The following is an 18,517-nucleotide window of genomic DNA, read 5'->3' on the forward strand; positions in this document are numbered from 1 at the left end:
GCTTATGAGCGTGGAGCTGGACAACGAGCTTCTCAACGTCTTCCTCATCGAGGCGCGGGAACTGCTCGAGAGCCTGGGCGAACAGCTGGTGGACCTTGAGTCCACGCCCGGCGACGTCGAACTGCTGAACGCGGTGTTCCGCGCGTTCCATACCGTCAAGGGTGGCGCGGGCTTCCTCGGCCTCAATCCGATGGTCGAGCTGTGCCATCGCGCGGAAGATCTCCTCAACGAGGCCCGCAACGGGGCGATCGTGCTCGATGCGGGCTTCATGGACGCGCTGCTGGAATCGCTCGACCTGCTCAACGACATGATGCGCGCCGCCGACGGTGGCGTGCCGATCGAAGCCGCGCCCCGTTCGCTGCTCGATCGCCTGCTCATTCCCGGCCGCGCGGCGACGGCGGCACCGGTGGCGCTCGCGGCACCCGTGGCGGTCGCCGCCAGCGCACCCGCGCGCGCGCACGATCCGATCGAAGACGAATTCGAGGCGATGCTCGACGCCGCCCGCAGCGATCGGGCGCCCACGCCGGCACCGTCCGGCACCATTTCCGACGACGAGTTCGAAGCGCTGCTCGACTCGCTTTACGGCACGGCTGCGCCGGGCTCCGAGCCCGTCGGCGGCGTGCCGCCGGCGGTTGCGGCTCCGGCGCCAGCCACCGACACGAACGCCATCAGCGACGACGAATTCGAGGCGCTGCTCGACAGCCTGCATGGCACGGCCGCGCCCGGCACCACGCCGATTGCGGCGCCCGAGCCGCTCGCGCCGGCGGCGGTGGCAGCGACCGCGGCGCCCGTCGCCCCGGCTCCCGCGTCCAGCACCGACGACACATCGGCGAAGCCGAAAGCCGCGACCGAAAAACGCGGCGCCCAGGCGGCCGACACCACCGTCCGCGTCGACACGCACCGCCTCGACGGTCTCGTCGACGCCGCGGGCGAACTCGTGCTGGTGCGCAACCGCCTGAGCAACCTCGCGCCACGCGGCACGAACGATCCCATGGAGCGCGCGATCGGCGAGCTCGAGCGCGTGGCCGAAGACCTGCAGAACGCCGTGCTGCGCATGCGCATGCAGCCGGTGGGCAAGCTGTTCTCGCGCTTCCCGCGCATCGTGCGCGATCTCGCCCGCCAGCTCGGCAAGGAGATCGAGCTCGTCACCGAGGGCGAGGACACCGACATCGACCGCACCGTGGTCGAGGCGCTGGCCGATCCCCTGGTGCACCTGCTGCGCAACGCGGTCGACCACGGCGTCGAAATGCCCGACGCGCGTGCCCGCGAGGGAAAGCCGCGCGCCGGCACGGTGCGCCTCGCGGCGGGCCAGTTCGGCGACCGCATCGTCATCACCGTCACCGACGACGGCAAGGGCATGGATCCCGAGGTCCTGCGCCGCAAGGCGGTCGAAAAGGGGCTGATGGACGAGGAGCAGGCCGCGCGCCTCGACGAGCGCGAGTGCTACGAGATCGTGTTCCGTCCGGGCTTCTCCACGGCGAGCCAAGTCTCCGACATCTCCGGCCGCGGCGTCGGCATGGACGTCGTCAAGACCAAGATCGTCGAGCTCGGCGGCACGCTGTCGATCGACTCGCGCGTCGGGCACGGCAGCACGGTCCGCCTTTCGGTGCCACTCACGCTCGCGATCCTTCGCGTGCTGATGGTACGCGTCGGCGACCGTCTGCTCTCGCTGCCGATGTCGAACGTCGCCGAGGTCTTCGAACTCGTTCCCGGCCAGATCCAGGAGCTGGACGGACGCATCGTCGCGGCGCACCGTCAGCGCGCGCTACCGCTGGCCGACCTCGGCCGCTGGGCCGGCGCGGCGGGGAAGGGCGGTCACGTCGTCGTGGTGCAGATCGGGCACCAGACGCTCGGCTGCCTCGTCGACGAGGTGCTCGGCCGCGAGGACGTCATGGCCAAGCCGCTCGGTCCGTTTCTCAAGGATGTTCCCGGCGTCGCCGGCGCGACCATCACCGGCGACGGCCGGATCGCGCTGGTGCTGGATCTCGCAGGCCTCGCCGACGACGGCGGCCAGGTGCTGCCCTCGCTAAGGATGGCTGTCTGACATGGATATCGTGAGCGTCGTCGGGACGATCCTGGCCTTCGTGGTCATCATCGTGGGAACCATCCTCAAGGGCTCGAGCCTCGACGCCCTCTGGAACCCGGCGGCCTTCGTGATCGTCTTCCTCGGTACCTTCGCCGCGTTGCTCGTGCAGACGCCCGGGGCGGTGCTCAAGCGTGCATGGAGCATGCTGCCCTGGGTGTATCGTCCGCCCGACATCGAGTCGGAGAACCTCGTCAGCCGCATCGTCGGCTGGAGCGAAATCTCGCGCCGCACGGGCCTGCTCGGTCTCGAGCCGGCCATCGAGCGTGAGACCGATCCCTTCATCCGCAAGGGCCTCCAGCTGCTGGTCGACGGCACGGAGCCCGACGCCATGCGCTCGGTGCTCGAAGTGGAAATGCTCGCGCGCGAGCACACCGACATCGAAGCCGCCAAGGTCTTCGAGAACGCCGGCGCCTATTCCCCCACGATGGGCATCATCGGCGCCGTGATGGGTCTGATGTCGGTCATGCAGAACCTCGCCGAACCGAGCAAGCTCGGCCACGGCATCGCGGCGGCGTTCGTCGCGACCATCTACGGCATCGGCCTCGCCAACCTTTTAGCGCTGCCGATGGCCTCGCGTCTGAAGGGCCTCGCCCGCCAGCGCTCGCAGATGCGCGAGATCCTCGTCGAAGGGCTCGTTTCGATCGCGCAGGGCGACAACCCGCGGCACATCGAGAGCAAGCTGCAAGGGTTCCTGTCGTGAAGCGACGGCACCACGAAGAACACATCAACCACGAACGCTGGGCGATCCCCTACGGCGATCTGATCACGCTGCTGCTCGCCTTGTTCGTGGTGATGTACGCGGTGTCGGCCGTGAACGAGACCAAGTTCCGCGTGATGGCGCAGTCCATCAACGAGGCATTCAACGGCACCGGCAAGGTGATCGAACCGATCCGCGACGCGACGCCGGCCGCGCAGGTGCCGCTGCCGAACCAGTCGCGCTCGCCGACGGCCGCGCCGATCGCGAAGATCGACGTACCGATCCCGCCGCGCAACCTGCCGTTGCCGGGACACGAAGGCGCGGCCGCCGAACGCCAGGACGCCGCCAACGTCAACACCGCCACCGCGGCGAACACCACGGTGGGCAAGACCGAGAACGCCAGCCTCAGCCAGATCTCCGACGAAGTGAAGCGCGCGATGAAGCCGCTGATCGACAAGAGCCTCGTCAGCGTCCGGCAGACCCCGGACTGGCTGGAGATCGAAGTGCGGACGGACATCCTGTTCCCCGTCGGCGTGGCGAAGCTGCAGCCCGCCGCGGAAGACGTTCTTCGCAAGCTCGCGGGCATCCTCGCGCCGTTTCCCAACGCGATGCGCATCGAGGGATACACGGACAACACGCCGATCGCGACCGCGCTCTTCCCGTCGAACTGGGAACTGTCGGCCGCGCGCGCGGCGACGGTGGCGCGACTGATCACCACCACGGGCGTGGACCCGCATCGTGTCGGCATCATCGGCTGGGGCGAATTCCGCCCGACGGCCAACAACGCCAGCGAAGAAGGGCGCAATCGCAACCGGCGCGTCCTGATCGTGGTGATGAGCGACAAGGCCGCGCCGGCGCGTTTCTACAGCGACGCCGACCGCGTCGATCTCGCCGCGGCGACACCGTCCACCACGCCACCCCCGGCCGCCACGGCCGCGACCGAGGTCGAGGCGCCCACCGCAGGCGCCGCGCGGCTCGCGGCCCCGGCCGGAGGAGCACGCTGATGCGCGTATGGGCGATCTCCAACCAGAAGGGCGGCGTGGGCAAGACGACCACCGCCGTCGCGCTCGGAAGCCTGCTCGCCGCCTCGGGCAAGCGCACGCTGCTGATCGACATGGATCCGCACGCGTCGCTGTCGGGATACATCGGCGTGGAAGGCGGTGCGCATGGCAGCGTTTACGATCTCTTCGGCGTGGGCGGCAACCCGCTGCCCGTCGGTACGCTCGTGCACGCGACCCCGTGGGATCGCCTCAGCGTGCTGCCGGCGTCCGCCGCGATGATCACGCTCGACCGCCAGCTCGGCACGCGGGCCGGGATGGGCCTGATCCTCTCGCAGGCGCTCGCGGAACTGGCACCCGATTTCGATCACGTGCTGCTCGACTGTCCGCCGACGCTCGGCGTGCTGATGGTCAACGCCCTCGCCGCGAGCGACCGCCTGCTGGTGCCGACGCAGACCGAGGCGCTCGCGCTCGCGGGGCTCGAGCGCATGCTGCGCAGCCTGTCGATGATCGAACGCTCGCGCGGCAAGCGGATGCCGCGCACCATCGTGCCGACCCTCTTCGACGCGCGCACGCATGCGTCGCGCGCCTGCCTCGCGCAGTTGCGCGAGCAGTACGGCGACGTCGTCAGCGCAGCCGTCATTCCGACCGACACCCAGATCCGGGAGGCCAGCGCCGCGGGCGTGCCACTCGCCTCGTGGCCGGCCGCACGCCGCGGCGGTCTCGCCTACCGTCAGCTCCTCGAGGAGCTGCTGGCGCTGCCGGCGGCCTCCGTCACGGACGCCGCCGCGTGATGCGCGCGATGCAGGACGCCGAGCAGATCGTCGCCGACTACCTGGCGGAACTGCTGACGCCCGTCGCCGCCGCCGCGCCCGAACCCGCCGCGGACGTGCAGGTCGTCGCCATCGAGCCGTGGAAGGCCGCTCCCCTGGGCGAGCCGATCGCCGCCGGCGATACGCGCTATCTGCTCTGCGTCGCCGCCGGCGTCAGGCTCGCGGTGCCCATGGCCGACGTCACGCATCTGCTGCCCATGCCGCCGTTGTCGCCGCCGAACTCGTCCAACCCCATCTGCCTCGGCCGCTGGCGCCATCCGAGCGGTGAGGCGCGTGTCGCCGACCTCGCCGCGGTGCTATCGCCCGACATGGCCGGCGCGCCGGTCAGCACGCTGGTGATCCTTCGCGATCGTGTCTGGGCACTGGCCTGCGTGGTGGACGACGAGCCGGTCGATCTCCTGCCGGAAGCCATCCAGTGGCGCATCGGCGCGACCACGCGTCCGTGGCTGGCCGGCATGTCCCTCGAACCCAAGTGCGGCGTGGTCGGTACCACGGCGCTGGTGCAATGGCTGGAAAAGGAGCTGGGTCCGTGACCGAAACCCAAGGTGGCGCGTGGCTGGGCTTTTCGCTGAAAGGCCAGCGTTATGCGGTGTCGCTCGCGAGCGTTCGCGAAGTCATCCGTCCGGGCGACATCACGCCCGTTCCCGGTAGCCCCGACGACGTCCTCGGCATCGTCAACCTGCGTGGGCAGATCGTGCCGGTGCTGGACGGTCGCCGCCGCTTCGGCCTGGACGCCGCGACCGAAGTCGGCGCCGCGGATAGCCAGCGCGTCATCGTCTTCGACGACAGCGGAAGCGTGGTGGGCATGCGCATCGACGTCATCGGGGACATGCTCACGTTCGCCGCCGACGAGGTCGCACCGCCGCCGCCAGGACGTGCCGAACGCCGCGACGATCCGGTCAGCGGTGTCATCACCCGCGACGACGGCTTCATCGCCTTAGTGGACGTCGCACGACTCTGCCGGGCCTGACCACCAGCCGTGTTCTTCGGCTGAGGCTCCTGGACAGCGCGGCGGCATGCTGGAGACGACGCTTCGAAATCGCTCCGCGTTGCGTTACCGTGTGCCGCGACCCAACGGAGTGCCGCCTGCATGAACGACGTCATCGGATACGTGCTGATCGCCCTGGCGATCCTCAACCTCGTCGGTCTGCTGTTGCTCTTCCGCCGTCTCGGTCATGTGTCGTCGCCGGCCACGACCAGCGAGCCCGTCGTCGCCCCCGTACCGGAACCCGTCGCGACCGACGAAGCGACCATCCCGACGGAGGCCCTCGCGGGCATGCTCCGCCGCTTGGACCATCGCCTCGGCGACATCGAGGATCAGGTCCGCCGCACGCCGGCCGTCAGCATGGCGAGCGACGCCGGCGCCACGAACGACCGTGCCCTGGCGCTGGCGCAGCGCCTCGCACGGCAGGGTGCCACCCCGCAGGACATCGCCGAGACCTGCGGCATCTCGCTCACGGAAGCGGAGCTGCTGCACCGGCTGCATTCGCCGCGCTAGGCGGCACCGACACCGCTAACCTGCGTTATCGAGAGCGGCACCTTCCGCGGCGCGCTTCCTTCCACGCGCGAACAGACGCACGGCCAGCGGCATGAGCATCAGCGGCAGGTTGCTCGGACCGGGCCAGCGAATGGCCAGGAGTCCGGCGATCAGCGCCATCAACGGCAGCGCCAGCGTCCGGCGCAGCGTCATCGCGACCACGTCGGGGCTGACGTCCTCGCGCAGGAACGGCGCACGCAGGGCCCGCCGGATCAGCAAGTGCTGGAACAGTCCGGCGACCAGCAGGTTCCCCGCGTAGAACCATTCCGGGACCCGCTCCGCGGGATGCGTGCTCATCAACGCCGACGAGAAGGGCATGAACGCGACCGCCATGAGCAGCAGCAGGTTCGGCCATACGATGCCCGGGTCGTAACGACGCAGCAGGCCGAACACACGATGGTGGGCGACCCACAGCGCGCCCACGACGAAGAAACTCAGCACGAAACCGATGAAGTGCGGCACCAGCTCGAGCAGCGCATGCGCCCAGGCGCCATCCGAGGCGTCGGCCGGGTGTGGTACATGGATTTCGATCACCAGCAAGGTGATGGCGATGGCGAAAACCGCATCCGAGAAAAACGTCAGCCGTTCGAGCTGCTGCTCCTGCGCGTGCGACATGCGATGACTCCCCCCTGAGGTCAGCGCAGATGATCGCGCCGACGCCGGCCGAGGGGAAGTGCTCGCAGCCAGGAGGCTCGCCTTGATGCCCGTTCTTCGGAGTCCATCCAAATCGGCTGGCGGCGTCTGCCGCTAGGTTCCAAACGATCGCCCTGCGATTCGCGTCCCATTCCACAGGTACTGCGGACGATCAGGGAAGTGCGTTCGTGACATGGGCGCCATCGTGCCAGACGCGCCTGAGATGGTCCGCGACACGACGTGCGGCGACCAGGGGATCGCCATCGGCGGGCGAGATGCCCGCGTTCGCCTCGCCGTAGGGCGCATACCGCTTCGGGTCCGTCGTGGAAAAAAGTCCCACGGTGGCCGCCCGTGTCGCGGCGGCCAGATGCATGACGCCGCAGTCGGCGCTGACGTACGTGCCGGCGGCCTCGATGAAAGCCGCGAGCTTTCTGATGTCGCTGGTGAAGTACGCAGGATACTGATCGTCGACGCGCGACTTGCCGTCGGCCGCGATCAGTTCGACGACGCGCATGGGTCCGAGCTGCGCGGTAAGCGCCTCGAGGAACTGCTTCCACCACGCCGTTCCGAAACGCTTCCGGCCGGTCGCGTTTGGAAAGATCGCGAGCACGCGTGCATCGGATCGAGGACCCGCCGCGAGGACGCGCTCGAGCGCCTGGCGTCCCGCGCGCCGTTCGTCGTCGGACATCTGGAGGTCCAGCGGAGGCAATGGCGCGTCGAGCACACCACCTAGCGCCCAGCGCAGTGCGTGGACGGGACGCGCGGCGAGGTGAGGAGGAACCAGCGCACCCGGCGCGCTGGCACGCAACCTGAAGCGCGCACGGGCCAGCGTGGCGACGATGCGTCCGGACGAGGAACCCGTCGCCGCGTCGATCACGAGGTCATAGGATCTCCCGCGGATGGCGCGTAGCACCTTGAATGTGCCGACCGGGTGGCACAGGGCGCGCTGATGAATGAGATGGACGCGGCCGATCGCGCCATAGCCGCTGAACACCTGCGCCGTGGCGGCCCCGGCGCCGAGGACGTCGATCTCGGCGCCGGGATACTGCGCTTCGAGCGCCGCGACGAGTGGGGTCATCAGGACGGCGTTGCCGAGCCGATGGTTCGGTCTCGTCACGAGGATCCGCTGGATGCCGACGGCGGGTAGCCGCCCGGCGCCGACATCCTGGGCACCGGGAGGTAGCACGCGCTCCACGAGCCAGTGCATGAGGCGGCGCCGGATATCCTGGAGGCGTCCGTGCCGTGGCGCCGGCGCCGGCGATGGCGCACGGGGATGGACCAGGGGCAGTTCGATCGACATGGCACACCGAGGGGTGACGGGAAGAAGGAAGTCGCCGCCGACGATGCACGCCGGACCTTAGGAGAGCCTGTCATGTGACGGTGACCGATTCGTTTCGGCCGGACCGTCGGCGAGGATGAGGTAACCCATGCCGCGAACGGTTCGTATTCTCTCCGGACCGATCTTTCGCCTGACGCCGTGGACGAGGACTTCGAGTGCGCTGCTGCTCACGCCGGTCGGGGAGTCGTAAAGCATGCGTTCCAGTACCTCACGACGCACGATGCGACCCGGGTGTTCGGCGAGCGCTCGCAGCAACGCGAATTCCTTCGCCGTCAGTTCCACCCGTTCGCCGTTCGACTGCACGTCGTAGTTGTCGAGGTCGATGTGCAGCGTACCGACCTCTACGCGACGGGTCGCCCGTGCCTGGCAACGCCGCGTCACGGACCGGATGCGCGCGCGTAGCTCGTCGAGGTGGAACGGCTTGCTCAGGTAATCGTCGGCACCCGCGTCGAGCGCCGTCACCTTGGAGCCGACATCGTCCCTCGCCGTCATCACGATGATCGGCGCGGTGACGTTCCCGGACCGCGCCGCGCGCAGGACCTCCAGTCCATCGATGTCGGGCAGGCCGAGGTCGACGAGGGCCACGCCGTCCCCAAGAGCTTGCAGTCGCTCCAGCCCACGCGCGCCCGTCCGTTCCCATGTGGTCTCGTAACCAGCATGACGCAAGGCGCGCTGGATCGCTGCGCCAAGGAGCACGTCGTCCTCGATGACAAGGATGTCCACGAACCGTACCTCGCGTGACGGAGATGCCGCATCGCTATTCTGGAACGGTCGCCTTAGCCGCGGCTTCGGTCGCGATGGCAGGCCGTCGCGGCGGAAGTGGTCTCCCGCCCGCGGCCGCCCTTGCATACGAGCGCATTTCCCGCGCCTACCGCTCCAGACGGTAGTTGAGGCTCGCTCGGCTGAAATCCGTGGCGCACAACGTGTCGACATCGAGGATCAGGTCCGCCGCACGCCGGCTGTCAGCATGGCGAGCGACGCCGGCGCCACTAACGACCGCGCCCTGGCGCTGGCGCAGCGCCTCGCGCGCCAGGGTGCCACCCCGCAGGACATCGCCGAGACCTGCGGCATCTCGCTCACGGAAGCGGAGCTGCTGCTCCTGCGCGTGCGACATGCGATGACTCCCCCCGGAGGTCAGCACAGATGATCGCGCCGACGCCTGTCGAGGGGAAGTGCTGGCAGCCCGTGGGGTCGCCGGGATCTGCTGAAGGAACGGGGAGCTGGGTCGGTGTGTCCTACGTCACGGTGTACGGCACCTGGAGCACTTTTCAGAATCCTTCCATATCGACCGGTCGTGCAAGCCGCTAGGTTCCCAACCATCGCGATGGACGATGTGAAGGAAGGTGCATCATGCGGCAAATCATCACGGTCATGGCGGGCGTCGCTCTATCGGCCAGCGCGGTCGCGGCAGGCGCGCCGAGTGTCGACCTGACGCTGCAACACGTACCCATGGACGGACGACCGAACAACCTCCGGGTGGTGGCGACAAACCATGGGTCCGGCGATGCCTACGTCTTGACCTATCATTCGGTGTTCGCACAGCCGGAGGGGCGTACGACAGGGCGCTGGATTCTATTGACCGACGAATCGGGCGCCGAAGTCCGCTATACCGGCCGCTCCGTACTGATCCGAAGTCCGGGGCCGACGAGCTACATGCGCATCCCACCAGACGCCAGCATCACTGCCGATGTCGATCTCGGTCGCGAGTACGCGCTATCCGAGGGTAGCGTCGTAAGTGCACGCGCGATGCTCGACGTGCTCGAAAGGGTTCCGATGCTTGATCGAGATGGTGAGTCGGAAGATGTACCGCACGAAACCGTCGACAGTCAGGCGGTTACGTTTCGCGTCGCGGCTGCCGCATTCGAACTATGTCCGGCGGTCTTCTCCGGCAAGGTGCTGGTGCCGGTACCTGTCGGACGGGAATGGCCGGTAGTCATTGCTCTCTGCCGGTCACTCTCCGGCTTCGTAGAAACCATAGATCCGTACCTTCAAGGATCGGAGGGGGCGCCAGTCTCATGGCGAGCGGCAGCTTATCGAGTCGAAATGCTCGCAAGAAGGGTGATCATGCTGCCCCAGAAGCCTAGGTAAAAAAACGTCGGACGCAACATAGGGAGAAAAAATTGCTCCGCAACGACGGGATTATTCGTGAAAAGGCCGGGTAAGCCTTCTAGTTTCGTTAGGCCGGCGACTCTAATTCAAGAAACTGCCCGTCTACCAGTGTGAGCACACGATCTGCGGCTCGAATCGTCTCCGTACGATGTGCGACCGTGATTCGGGTCATGCTCAGCCTCTTGAGCTGAGTCGATACTTCGCTTTCAGTCACGATGTCAAGGTGACTCGTGGCCTCGTCAAGTATGAGTAGAGACGGCTTTCGATAGATGGCCCTGGCAAGGATGATGCGCTGCTTCTGTCCGCCGGACAAACCAGAGCCCATGTCGCCGACTGATGTCCGATAACCCATTGGCATGGCGCATATCTCTTCATGAATCTTAGCAATGGAAGCCGCAGTGTAAACGTCCTCCATGCGAGGTGCGGTGTCGAAGAACGATATGTTGTCGGCGATGGTCCCGGAGAAAAGGTGGTCATCCTGAAGCACCACGCCAATTCGATCTCGCACAGCGGACTTTCCGAGACTGCTGAGGCTGATTCCGCCAAAGAGAATACTTCCTTCGCATGGGTCGATCAGTCCTAGAAGCAGTCGAAGCGCCGTGGTCTTCCCTGAGCCGGAAGCGCCTACAAGGGCTATGCACTCGCCCGGTTCAACTGTCAACGAGGCGTTTCGCATTATCCAGGGAGAAGTATCCGAATGGCGATAGCTAACATTTTTGAAGCACACGGACGGCGGAGGCACTGGTCCTTGATAGCATCCACGCGTATTTGGCTCCTCAGGAGCTAAAGCGATATCCGCCACTCGTTCAGAGTGCGTCTTCAGTAGTCGGAGTTGGACGATGTAGTCGACGAGCGAGCTGAATCGACTAGAGAACTGATCCGCATACGCAGAAAAGGCCATGAGCGCGCCTGCCGTCATGTGACCGCTGATGGCTAGCGATGCGCCCAGCCAGAGGACGACTACTCGTTGGACTCCCCTCAGCGCGCTTCCGGCACCATCGAACAGGAGGGCGAGTTTATCGCATCGAAACTCGCACGTATGGAATCGAGCTGTCTTGTTGGCTTGCAGTGATGACCGAACCCCTGCCTTGTTGTTTAGGCGTATCGTACTCATTCCGCGGAGGCATTCAATGAGGTCGGTTCTCTGGTCAGCTGCAGCCTCGATCTTTTCAATATTCGCCTGTTCAAAGCGTCGGTAGATTGACAAACGTAGTGCTACGTAAAGCAAGGTTCCTGAGGCCACAATGGATGCAAGCATCGGGCTGTAGACGAGAAGCATGATGAGTGTGAGCGAGCTGACTAGACCGTCCATTAGTGCGGTTATCAGCTGTCCGGTTACAGTCGTCTGGATGGCATGAACGGCGTCTACTCGCGACACGACGTCACCGACGTGTCGACGTTCAAAATAGTCCTGTCGTAGACGCAGCAGTCGGTCGACGAGCGAGCTGGTCCATCGCATACCGCCCCGCGCTCGAAGCCAAGCGACTGACCAACTGCGACAGGCCGAAACTGCGGAGGAGATGAGTATCAGGAGGATAAAGCTGGCCCCGAGAAGCGTGAGCAGTTCGTGATCGCCATTTGCGAGAACCTGGTCGACGATCACCTGAACTAACTGCGGCAGGAGGAGAGCTAGAACCTCTAGTGCGAGTGAGAATCCAAGAATCGACCAGAGTGAAGGTGCGAATCCCTTCAACAGAGAGAACAGTGTCCGGAACCGAATCTCCGGCTGCTTAGGTGACTCGACGAACTGCTCCGAAGGAGCCAGTTCCAGAGCAACTCCGGTAAAGGCTTGCGATACTTGTTGCAACGTAACGTGAACCCGTCCTGCCGCTGGGTCATTGATGATTGCATGAGTCGCTGAGACGCCGAGGAGTACGACAAAATGATCCATTCTCCAATGCAAGATGCAAGGTGTGTTGAGTTGATGGATTTCATCAAGCTCCAGCCTTAATGGCCTGCATAGCAGGCCGCGATTCCGCGCGACCTGTAGTAGGTCGTTTAAGGTAGCTCCCCGCGAAGATATCCCGGAAAGGTCCCGAAGCTCACGCAGTGGAACGTGTTGCCCGTGGTGACCTAGGACCATCGCGAGACAAGCTAGTCCACATTCATTTCGAGCATCCTGACGGATGATAGGCGTCCGTGTGGGCGATTTCATTCGTGCTCGGAAATGCCATGAGCTATAGCGCCGTTTAGTCTGGTTGTTCATGGCGAGATCCATCTACGTCGAATCGCTTCTTCATTCCGATAATCGGCTCAAAAATCCATTCCGCGAGCGTCCGGCGATCCAGATGCAGGTCCGCCGCAACCTCCATTCCTGCCCGGAGGTGCTCGCTCCTTCCATAGACAGTAATGCTCTGTTGTGGAAGGTCGACATCAACTTTGTATACAGAGTTTGTTGGTGTCTGGCCGGGCAAGCGCATGAATGCTTGGGTATCGAGTGCGGAGCTTGGGATTCGGGAAACGCTTCCCTGGTGAAGTCCGAACTTTTCGTAAGGGAACGGCCGATAGCGGATGGCCACAGGCGTGCCCACCTTGAGGAATCCGATGGCCCTGTTATCTACCAAGATACGCGCGACGAGAGCGTCGCCATCTGGTAACAGCGTTGCAAGAGCTTCAGAAGTTAATGTGCTGCTTCCTTCGGGCATCAAGATATTGCTCACTTCGCCATCGAATGGTGCAGTGATCAGGACGGCGCGTTCGGCCTCCGTCTGAATGATGGACTGTTCTATGCTAGATAATTGGTTGCTGGTCAGGCCAAGTTTCTCTGTTAGTTCATTCGAGAGAATCTTTAGCCGGGATGCCAGGTTGATTTCCGTTTGCCGAGACTTTTCAAGCTGCGCGGATAGCGATTCGAGCTCCGACTGCAACTTAAGTAGATCGGACTCACCTTCTTGGTACTGGAGGGAAGATACGTAACCCTTCTCTACGAGCGGTGCGGTCCGTTGCAGAATGCCTCGCTTGATCTCCACTCTCCGAGCCTGCAGAGTTCGCTGAGCTGCGACTCGTCCTGTCATCGTGCGTGAGGTTGTAAGTTCGGCTATCAGTGCACTTTCCTGTTCGGCGAAGGAGGTCTTTATCGCTGCGAGCTCTGCGTGTAGACGTCGCCGATCCTCAAGTAGACGATCTAGCCGTGCCGAGCTTTCGTCTCCCTGTCGCTCTGTCTCTCGGGTCGTTGTAACCGTGAAGATTGGATCTCCGGCCTTGACTCTCGCTCCGGGAGACACATGAACCTTCTCGACTTTGCCTGGCGTCGACGACCGAAGGTTGATCACACCATTTCGCGGCTCAAGAATCCCGGTTACCGTGATACGTCGGGTGTACGAGCCAAGGAAAAGAAACGCTATGATTGCGATAGCGCTGGCTATCGACACGGTTGCTGCAAGCACCTGTACATTAGGTAGCCTCGCCACCACACCGAGGTGGGCGGGCGCAGCGTTATCGAGAGCTTCGCGCCTGTATAGACTGTCGTTCATCTGCGAACAATCACGCCAACGAGGCCTTTTTCAAAGCAAAGGCCGAACCCAACGACACAGGAGGTCGTTCCGGTGCAGGCACCGTGCAGTATGGATGTTGCCGAGTGGATCGCAAATCGCCCGATTCGCCAATCACCAGCAACGTAGCGACGGAGCGATGTCTTGCATCCTCGACTTCCCGTTTGGTCTAAAGCCTGAGCATAAGCGGGCTGCCAGAGCACTCGATGCCAGAAAAAAGCTGCAATCGCGTAGGAAAATGCTGCTTTTGTTTTGTCTCGCCTTCAGGCTACCCAGAAGACGTCTTCCCCGTACATGTCGACTCGATTGCGCCGCCTTGGGCGTGTTTCTTTGGCAGACCTGCCGCCAGTACAGCAGTTGCGCTGGTGGCGTGTGCGAATCAGTCGCAGAGCGATGCGCTCTGCGACTGATTTAACGATATTAAGGGAGTAGGTCGAAGATCTTCCCCGCCGTGACTGCTGTTAGGCATATAATCACGGCAATCCGTGCCCGGCGATTTCTTGTCATGGCGCCAATGATTCCGCCGATCATGATGACCAGGGTCCACGGGTCCATGGTCAGTCGCGGAAGAAGTGTGAGCATGCCATCATTCCTACGGCACTACCGACGGAGAGCCCTGCGCTAAACCCTACCCCGGCGCCAAATCCTAAGCCGGCCCCGCTGCCTAGAACGGCACCGGCAACGCCGAAAAGTGCCGATGTCGCGCCCGTACAAAACTCGATATGGCGCAGCCCCCCACTTACGTGATTCAACTCATCAGACGTCAGTTGTCGCATTTCGCTATCTCCTTTTCCGCACACTCGTGCGCAAGGACATTTGAGCCGATCGGAAGTTCTCGGTATGTCGGAATGCTGCGCTTTTTTAGCGCCCGAGCTGGATCACGCATCTGGAAATATGGCTCGCCTTCGCGTAGGCCTTCCATCGATCGGTTTGCTCTCTCAGAGGGGTATCCACGCCGTTGACGCGAGTCTGGGCCGAGTGCCTAGCGGCGGTTTTCCGAGAAAGGGCTTGGTAATGGGGTTGAGCAAGTGGCGAATGACTACCGCTCCAGACGGTAGTTGAGGCTCGCCCGGCTGAAATCCGTGGCGTTCTGCGCTTCGAAGTTCCAGCGATGGCTGAGCAGGTAGCGGAGAGTGATGACCTGGCCGGGGTCGAACAGGCCGACGCCGTAGCTGAGGTAGAGGCGGGGCGAGAGGTATTTGCCGACCGTGAAGGCGGACGTGCCGCCGAGCGCGTCGTTGTTGCTGACGCCGATGTCGTCGACCCCGATCTTGCTGCCGACGCTCTTGGCGAGGAGATCGCCCGCGGCGGAGCCGAGGGCCTGCGCGGCGGCGCCCACCATGTTGCCTTCGCCGCCCTTCACCTGCGACAGCGGCTTGCCGGTGACGAGGTAGGAGAGGGCGTCGGACTGTTCCATCACCGGGTTCGAGAACACGGTGAGGATTGGGCGGCGCGCCGTGCCCGAGACGTAGAGGCCGACCTTCTGCCCGTCGTCGATCGTGGCGTTCGGATTGAGGGTGCGTGCCGCGCGGATGTTGATGCCGGGGTTGTCGATAGGCGTGCTGGCGAAAAGCAGCTGGCCCTGCTCGATGCGCAGGTCCTGCCCATACGCCTTGTATGTGCCGTCGACGCCGATCTGGCCCTGGCCGGTGGTGGCGCGGCCCGGACGCTCGCGCACGTCGAGCTGGCCGGTGATCCGGCCGTCGATGCCGAAACCGACCAGGTGCACCTTGTTGCCGAGGTCGACGCGGATGTCGGCGCTGATCGGGGCGGATTCCTCGGCCGCTTCGCGCTGCTTGTCGTCGAGCACGATGACGTCGGGCGACGCCTTGGTGGCACCGGCGCCGGGCAGGCGTTCGACGTTCACGTCGGCCATCTCGACCTTGACCTTGCCGCCGACGTTCATGCCCTTGGCATCCTGCACGATCGTGAGGTCGGGGGAGATGACTGCCTTGGCGGCGGGGATGTCGACCGCGGTGAACTTCGAGCCCTCGATGCCCAGGCGCATCTGCGCGCCGGCGCCGAGCGCGGCGGAGCCCTTGATCGACAGCGTGCCTTCGCCCGAGCGAATCGTTCCATCGACCAGATAGTTCTTCGCGTCGCTGGTGTCGATGCTGATCCGGCCATCCTTGAGTTTCAGACCGGCGCTGGGGACTTCGGCCGCGAAGCCCCCGACGACGGCCTGACCTGTGATCGCAGGCGCCGCGACGGTGCCGCCGAGGTTGAAGTTCGCGTTGAGCGCGCCTTTCACTTCGGCCAGTTCGGCTGTGAAGAGTTCGATCAGCGAGAGGTTCTTCAGGTGCAGCGCGACCGTTCCGCCCAGCGCTTGCTGCGCGCCGGTGATGGACACGTTGCCGTCGAGCGTCCCGCCGTCGTTGAGCGCCGCGCGGAGCGTCAGCCGCTGGTTGCCGGGTGCGAGCTGCGCGTTCGCCGAGAGATTGTCGTAAACGAGCAGCGGCTGTTCGCTGCGATCGGCGTACGCGACGGAGCCATGCGCCGAGGTGATGCTCGCCTGGCCCGACAACGCGCCCGCGGACGTGCGACGAATGGAGCCGTCGCCCTCGAGGATGCCTTCCGCGCGCATGGGGCTGTTCGACGCCTCCGCCACGGACATCAGCAGGGCGATGGGCACGCGGCGCAGGCGATAGCTCGCATCGAGGTTGCCGGCCTTGTCCTGCTTCGCGGCGACGCAGAGCAGCGGATCGCCCGCGGTGAGGCAGAGGTCGCTCATGCTCGCCGCGCCATCCTTCCAGGACAGCTGGCTGGGATTCTGCAGGCGCCACGGCGGAATGCCCTGGTAATCGATGTTCAGGGCGGAGAGCGTGCCGTTCCAGGCGCCGCCCTTCATCGATCCGGAGAGCTTCAGGTCCGCCGCGAGCGGACGTCCCTTCGCATCGATGCTGAGCTGGTGGCGCTCCTGCGTGCCGTCGGCGGCGATGGCGACGCTGCCGAACACCAGTCCACCGCTGACGAGGTTCGTGCCGGTGATGTTCACCTTGCCACCGGGCGTGCTGATGTCGGGCACGTTGGCGTCGACGGCGAGCGCATCGATCTTCTGGTCGGCATAGAGGATCGCGGCGCCGCGCAGGTTCGCGGTCACGGCGAGCTTCGGCAGGTTGCCCTTCGCCGTGATGTCGCCCGAGACGCGGCCGCCGGCATCCGGCAGCCAGTCGCCGAGCGATGCGATCGCGAGCTTGAGCGTCGCGTCGTTGGCGGTGTCGCCACGGGCATCGAGGCGAATCGTACTGCCGCCCGAGGCGAGGTCGAGGGTGCCGTTGATCACCTGTTTCGGCTTCAGGGTCAGCATGCCGTTGCCGCGAAGCGGGCGCTTGCGCAGCGTGCCGTCGAGCCTGCGCAGGTCGAGGGTTCCCAGCGGTTCGTCGTTCACCAGACGACCTTCCGTGCCGAGGTCGAGGTCGAGCGCGCCGGGCCATTCGGCGAGGAGCTGGCCGGGATCGAATCGATCGCCCTTGAGGTCGAGCTTCCAGGCGAGCGCCGGCTTCAGCGTGAGCGTGCCGCTGGCCGCGAGACTGCCCTTCGGCTGTGCGAGTTTCACCGAACGCAGCGTCACGACGTCCGGTTTGCCGTCGACGTCGAGCGTGAACTTGCCGAGGTTGCCAGGCGGCCCGATGTCGACGTCGCCGTCGGCGTGGTAAGCCTCGGCGCTACCTTTGAAACGCAGCTGCCCGGCACTGGCGAGATCCTGGCCGGCGAGGTTCGCGGGCACGAGCACGTCCTTCCAGCGCAGCGTCAGATCGGCCGACACCGGATTCGCCGCGAGTTCGACACTGCCGCTCGCCGATAGCGCGCCCTTGACCTGTAGCGATCCGACTGTCGCCTCTTCCAGTACCAAGCGCTTGTACTCGTGGTCGAACGCGCCCTTCAGCGGAGCCAGGCGGACGCGGTAGTCGTTGAGGTCGACATCGCCGGTGAGGTTGGCGCTGTACCGGTCGCCCGTCCCCTTGAGGGCGACGCCGAAGGTGTCGAGCGTACCCTCGCCGAGCAGGGGTTTGGGGTCGAAACGTGGCGCGTCGATCGACGCGCTCCAGGCATAGTCGCCGCTCTGCACCAGGTTCGCGTCCACCTGCGCGACGAAGGGCAGTGTCAGCTTCACGATCGTGTGGGCCTTCGCGCCATCGCTATGGGCCTCGATGTCGCCGGCGTAATCGACGTCACCCACTTTCCAGCGGAAGCTCGCCTTGCCGTCGCCCTTGTAGCCGTCGCCGACGGCGAGTGTCCCGCCGAGGTCCGCCTGCCCGTCGGGCGCGCGCAGGGCGAGCGATTTCAGCGCGACGCCGGCATCGGTCCAGGAGCCGGCGAGATCGAGCGAGTTCGATTCGAAAAGCGGCTTTCCTTCCTGCGTCACGCGCACATGGCCGACCTTCACGGCATCGAGCACGACATCGAGGGGCGGTTTCAGCGAGAAGGGCTCGGAGGGGGTATCAGGCTCCGGCTGCGGCGGCCCGAGCTCCACGTCGATGCCGTCGGCGGTGAGCGAATAGACATGCGCCCGCTTGCGCAGCAGCGAGCCGAACGAGAAATCCAGATGCGCGGTGGCGACGCGCACGTCCATGCCCTTCCCATCGCGATAGCGCACGCCGGAAAGATCCAGCGGACCCGCCAGTCGGCCCTCGGCCTTGTCGACGGTGAGCGCGTTGTCGGTGAAGGCCTGGGCGCGGGCGAGCGCGAATCGAAGGCCGGAGGCGCTCCCGACGAGCCACCAGACGCCCAGGACGATGACGAGCAGCACGACCGCGAGGGCCGCGCCGATACGGATGAGCCATGTCATGCCGG

General features: G+C 65.1%; 15 protein-coding genes. 8 read left to right on the forward strand and 7 right to left on the reverse strand.

The window, feature by feature from the left end; translation table 11 throughout:
• Positions 1 to 4: 4 nt before the first annotated feature.
• The 7 genes from BMW54_RS00735 (at position 5) to BMW54_RS00765 (ending at position 6,112) form a co-directional block, all read left to right on the forward strand.
• Entirely contained in the window at positions 5 to 2,044 is a 2,040-nt protein-coding gene (locus BMW54_RS00735) for a chemotaxis protein CheA (protein ID WP_090052123.1), read from the forward strand.
• Between the two features lies 1 nt (position 2,045).
• Positions 2,046 to 2,786 (forward strand): flagellar motor protein, encoded by a 741-nt coding sequence (locus BMW54_RS00740; RefSeq protein ID WP_090052125.1) that lies wholly within the window; start codon positions 2,046 to 2,048, stop codon positions 2,784 to 2,786.
• Positions 2,783 to 3,787, forward strand: coding sequence for a flagellar motor protein MotD (motD, locus tag BMW54_RS00745; RefSeq protein ID WP_090052126.1), 1,005 nt, complete (start codon positions 2,783 to 2,785; stop codon positions 3,785 to 3,787). The genes BMW54_RS00740 and motD overlap by 4 nt, the downstream gene beginning before the upstream one ends.
• A complete protein-coding gene (locus BMW54_RS00750; protein WP_090052128.1) occupies positions 3,787 to 4,575 on the forward strand; it encodes a ParA family protein in 789 nt (262 codons plus the stop codon). Before motD ends, BMW54_RS00750 begins: the two co-directional genes overlap by 1 nt.
• The gene (locus tag BMW54_RS00755; protein WP_090052130.1) at positions 4,575 to 5,147 is read left to right on the forward strand and encodes a hypothetical protein; all 573 of its coding nucleotides are present in this window, start codon (positions 4,575 to 4,577) and stop codon (positions 5,145 to 5,147) included. Before BMW54_RS00750 ends, BMW54_RS00755 begins: the two co-directional genes overlap by 1 nt.
• Positions 5,144 to 5,584 (forward strand): chemotaxis protein CheW, encoded by a 441-nt coding sequence (locus BMW54_RS00760; protein ID WP_254778973.1) that lies wholly within the window; start codon positions 5,144 to 5,146, stop codon positions 5,582 to 5,584. Before BMW54_RS00755 ends, BMW54_RS00760 begins: the two co-directional genes overlap by 4 nt.
• 120 nt (positions 5,585 to 5,704) lie before the next feature.
• Complete coding sequence (locus BMW54_RS00765; RefSeq protein WP_090052133.1) at positions 5,705 to 6,112, forward strand: DUF2802 domain-containing protein; 408 nt, start codon at positions 5,705 to 5,707, stop codon at positions 6,110 to 6,112.
• Between the two features lie 15 nt (positions 6,113 to 6,127).
• On the opposite strand, the gene BMW54_RS00770 is transcribed toward BMW54_RS00765, so the two are convergent.
• The 4 genes from BMW54_RS00770 to BMW54_RS18930 all read right to left on the reverse strand — a co-directional run bounded on the left by BMW54_RS00770 (position 6,128) and on the right by BMW54_RS18930 (position 9,237).
• Positions 6,128 to 6,766: a TMEM175 family protein gene (locus BMW54_RS00770; protein ID WP_090052134.1), complete on the reverse strand. Its 639-nt coding sequence runs from the start codon at positions 6,764 to 6,766 to the stop codon at positions 6,128 to 6,130.
• A gap of 190 nt (positions 6,767 to 6,956) precedes the next feature.
• Complete coding sequence (locus BMW54_RS00775) at positions 6,957 to 7,991, reverse strand: glycosyltransferase family 9 protein (RefSeq protein ID WP_090052136.1); 1,035 nt, start codon at positions 7,989 to 7,991, stop codon at positions 6,957 to 6,959.
• Positions 7,992 to 8,141: 150 nt separating this feature from the next.
• The gene (locus BMW54_RS00780) at positions 8,142 to 8,846 is read right to left on the reverse strand and encodes a response regulator (RefSeq protein WP_090052137.1); all 705 of its coding nucleotides are present in this window, start codon (positions 8,844 to 8,846) and stop codon (positions 8,142 to 8,144) included.
• 145 nt (positions 8,847 to 8,991) lie between these two features.
• On the reverse strand, positions 8,992 to 9,237 hold the full coding sequence (locus BMW54_RS18930; RefSeq protein ID WP_254778975.1) for a hypothetical protein: 246 nt from the start codon (positions 9,235 to 9,237) through the stop codon (positions 8,992 to 8,994).
• Positions 9,238 to 9,473: 236 nt separating this feature from the next.
• Between BMW54_RS18930 and BMW54_RS00790 the strand changes: the two genes are divergently transcribed.
• Positions 9,474 to 10,211 carry a hypothetical protein gene (locus BMW54_RS00790; RefSeq protein WP_090052139.1) on the forward strand — a complete coding sequence of 246 codons (738 nt, stop codon included), beginning with the start codon at positions 9,474 to 9,476 and terminating at the stop codon, positions 10,209 to 10,211.
• A gap of 88 nt (positions 10,212 to 10,299) precedes the next feature.
• On the opposite strand, the gene BMW54_RS00795 is transcribed toward BMW54_RS00790, so the two are convergent.
• The 3 genes from BMW54_RS00795 to BMW54_RS00805 form a co-directional block, all read right to left on the reverse strand.
• Positions 10,300 to 12,450 carry a cysteine peptidase family C39 domain-containing protein gene (locus BMW54_RS00795; RefSeq protein ID WP_090052141.1) on the reverse strand — a complete coding sequence of 717 codons (2,151 nt, stop codon included), beginning with the start codon at positions 12,448 to 12,450 and terminating at the stop codon, positions 10,300 to 10,302.
• Positions 12,422 to 13,201, reverse strand: a complete 780-nt coding sequence (locus BMW54_RS18935) for a putative HlyD family type I secretion protein (protein WP_254778977.1) — start codon at positions 13,199 to 13,201, stop codon at positions 12,422 to 12,424. Before BMW54_RS18935 ends, BMW54_RS00795 begins: the two co-directional genes overlap by 29 nt.
• Before the next feature lie 1,561 nt (positions 13,202 to 14,762).
• Positions 14,763 to 18,512, reverse strand: coding sequence for a translocation/assembly module TamB domain-containing protein (locus BMW54_RS00805; protein WP_090052144.1), 3,750 nt, complete (start codon positions 18,510 to 18,512; stop codon positions 14,763 to 14,765).
• Between the last annotated feature and the right edge of the window lie 5 nt (positions 18,513 to 18,517).

It is taken from the genome of Luteibacter sp. 329MFSha (assembly GCF_900111665.1).
Taxonomy (GTDB): Bacteria; Pseudomonadota; Gammaproteobacteria; order Xanthomonadales; family Rhodanobacteraceae; genus Luteibacter.

What these genes read in the sequence shown, in the direction of transcription:
- BMW54_RS00735 (WP_090052123.1), top strand. Translation starts at nt 5, where the DNA reads ATGAGCGTGGAGCTGGACAACGAGCTTCTCAACGTCTTCCTCATCGAG.
- BMW54_RS00740 (WP_090052125.1), top strand. Translation starts at nt 2,046, where the DNA reads ATGGATATCGTGAGCGTCGTCGGGACGATCCTGGCCTTCGTGGTCATC.
- BMW54_RS00750 (WP_090052128.1), top strand. Translation starts at nt 3,787, where the DNA reads ATGCGCGTATGGGCGATCTCCAACCAGAAGGGCGGCGTGGGCAAGACG.
- BMW54_RS00755 (WP_090052130.1), top strand. Translation starts at nt 4,575, where the DNA reads ATGCGCGCGATGCAGGACGCCGAGCAGATCGTCGCCGACTACCTGGCG.
- BMW54_RS00765 (WP_090052133.1), top strand. Translation starts at nt 5,705, where the DNA reads ATGAACGACGTCATCGGATACGTGCTGATCGCCCTGGCGATCCTCAAC.
- BMW54_RS00770 (WP_090052134.1), bottom strand. Translation starts at nt 6,766, where the DNA reads ATGTCGCACGCGCAGGAGCAGCAGCTCGAACGGCTGACGTTTTTCTCG.
- BMW54_RS00775 (WP_090052136.1), bottom strand. Translation starts at nt 7,991, where the DNA reads ATGCACTGGCTCGTGGAGCGCGTGCTACCTCCCGGTGCCCAGGATGTC.
- BMW54_RS18930 (WP_254778975.1), bottom strand. Translation starts at nt 9,237, where the DNA reads ATGTCGCACGCGCAGGAGCAGCAGCTCCGCTTCCGTGAGCGAGATGCC.
- BMW54_RS00790 (WP_090052139.1), top strand. Translation starts at nt 9,474, where the DNA reads ATGCGGCAAATCATCACGGTCATGGCGGGCGTCGCTCTATCGGCCAGC.
- BMW54_RS00795 (WP_090052141.1), bottom strand. Translation starts at nt 12,450, where the DNA reads ATGGATCTCGCCATGAACAACCAGACTAAACGGCGCTATAGCTCATGG.
- BMW54_RS00805 (WP_090052144.1), bottom strand. Translation starts at nt 18,512, where the DNA reads ATGACATGGCTCATCCGTATCGGCGCGGCCCTCGCGGTCGTGCTGCTC.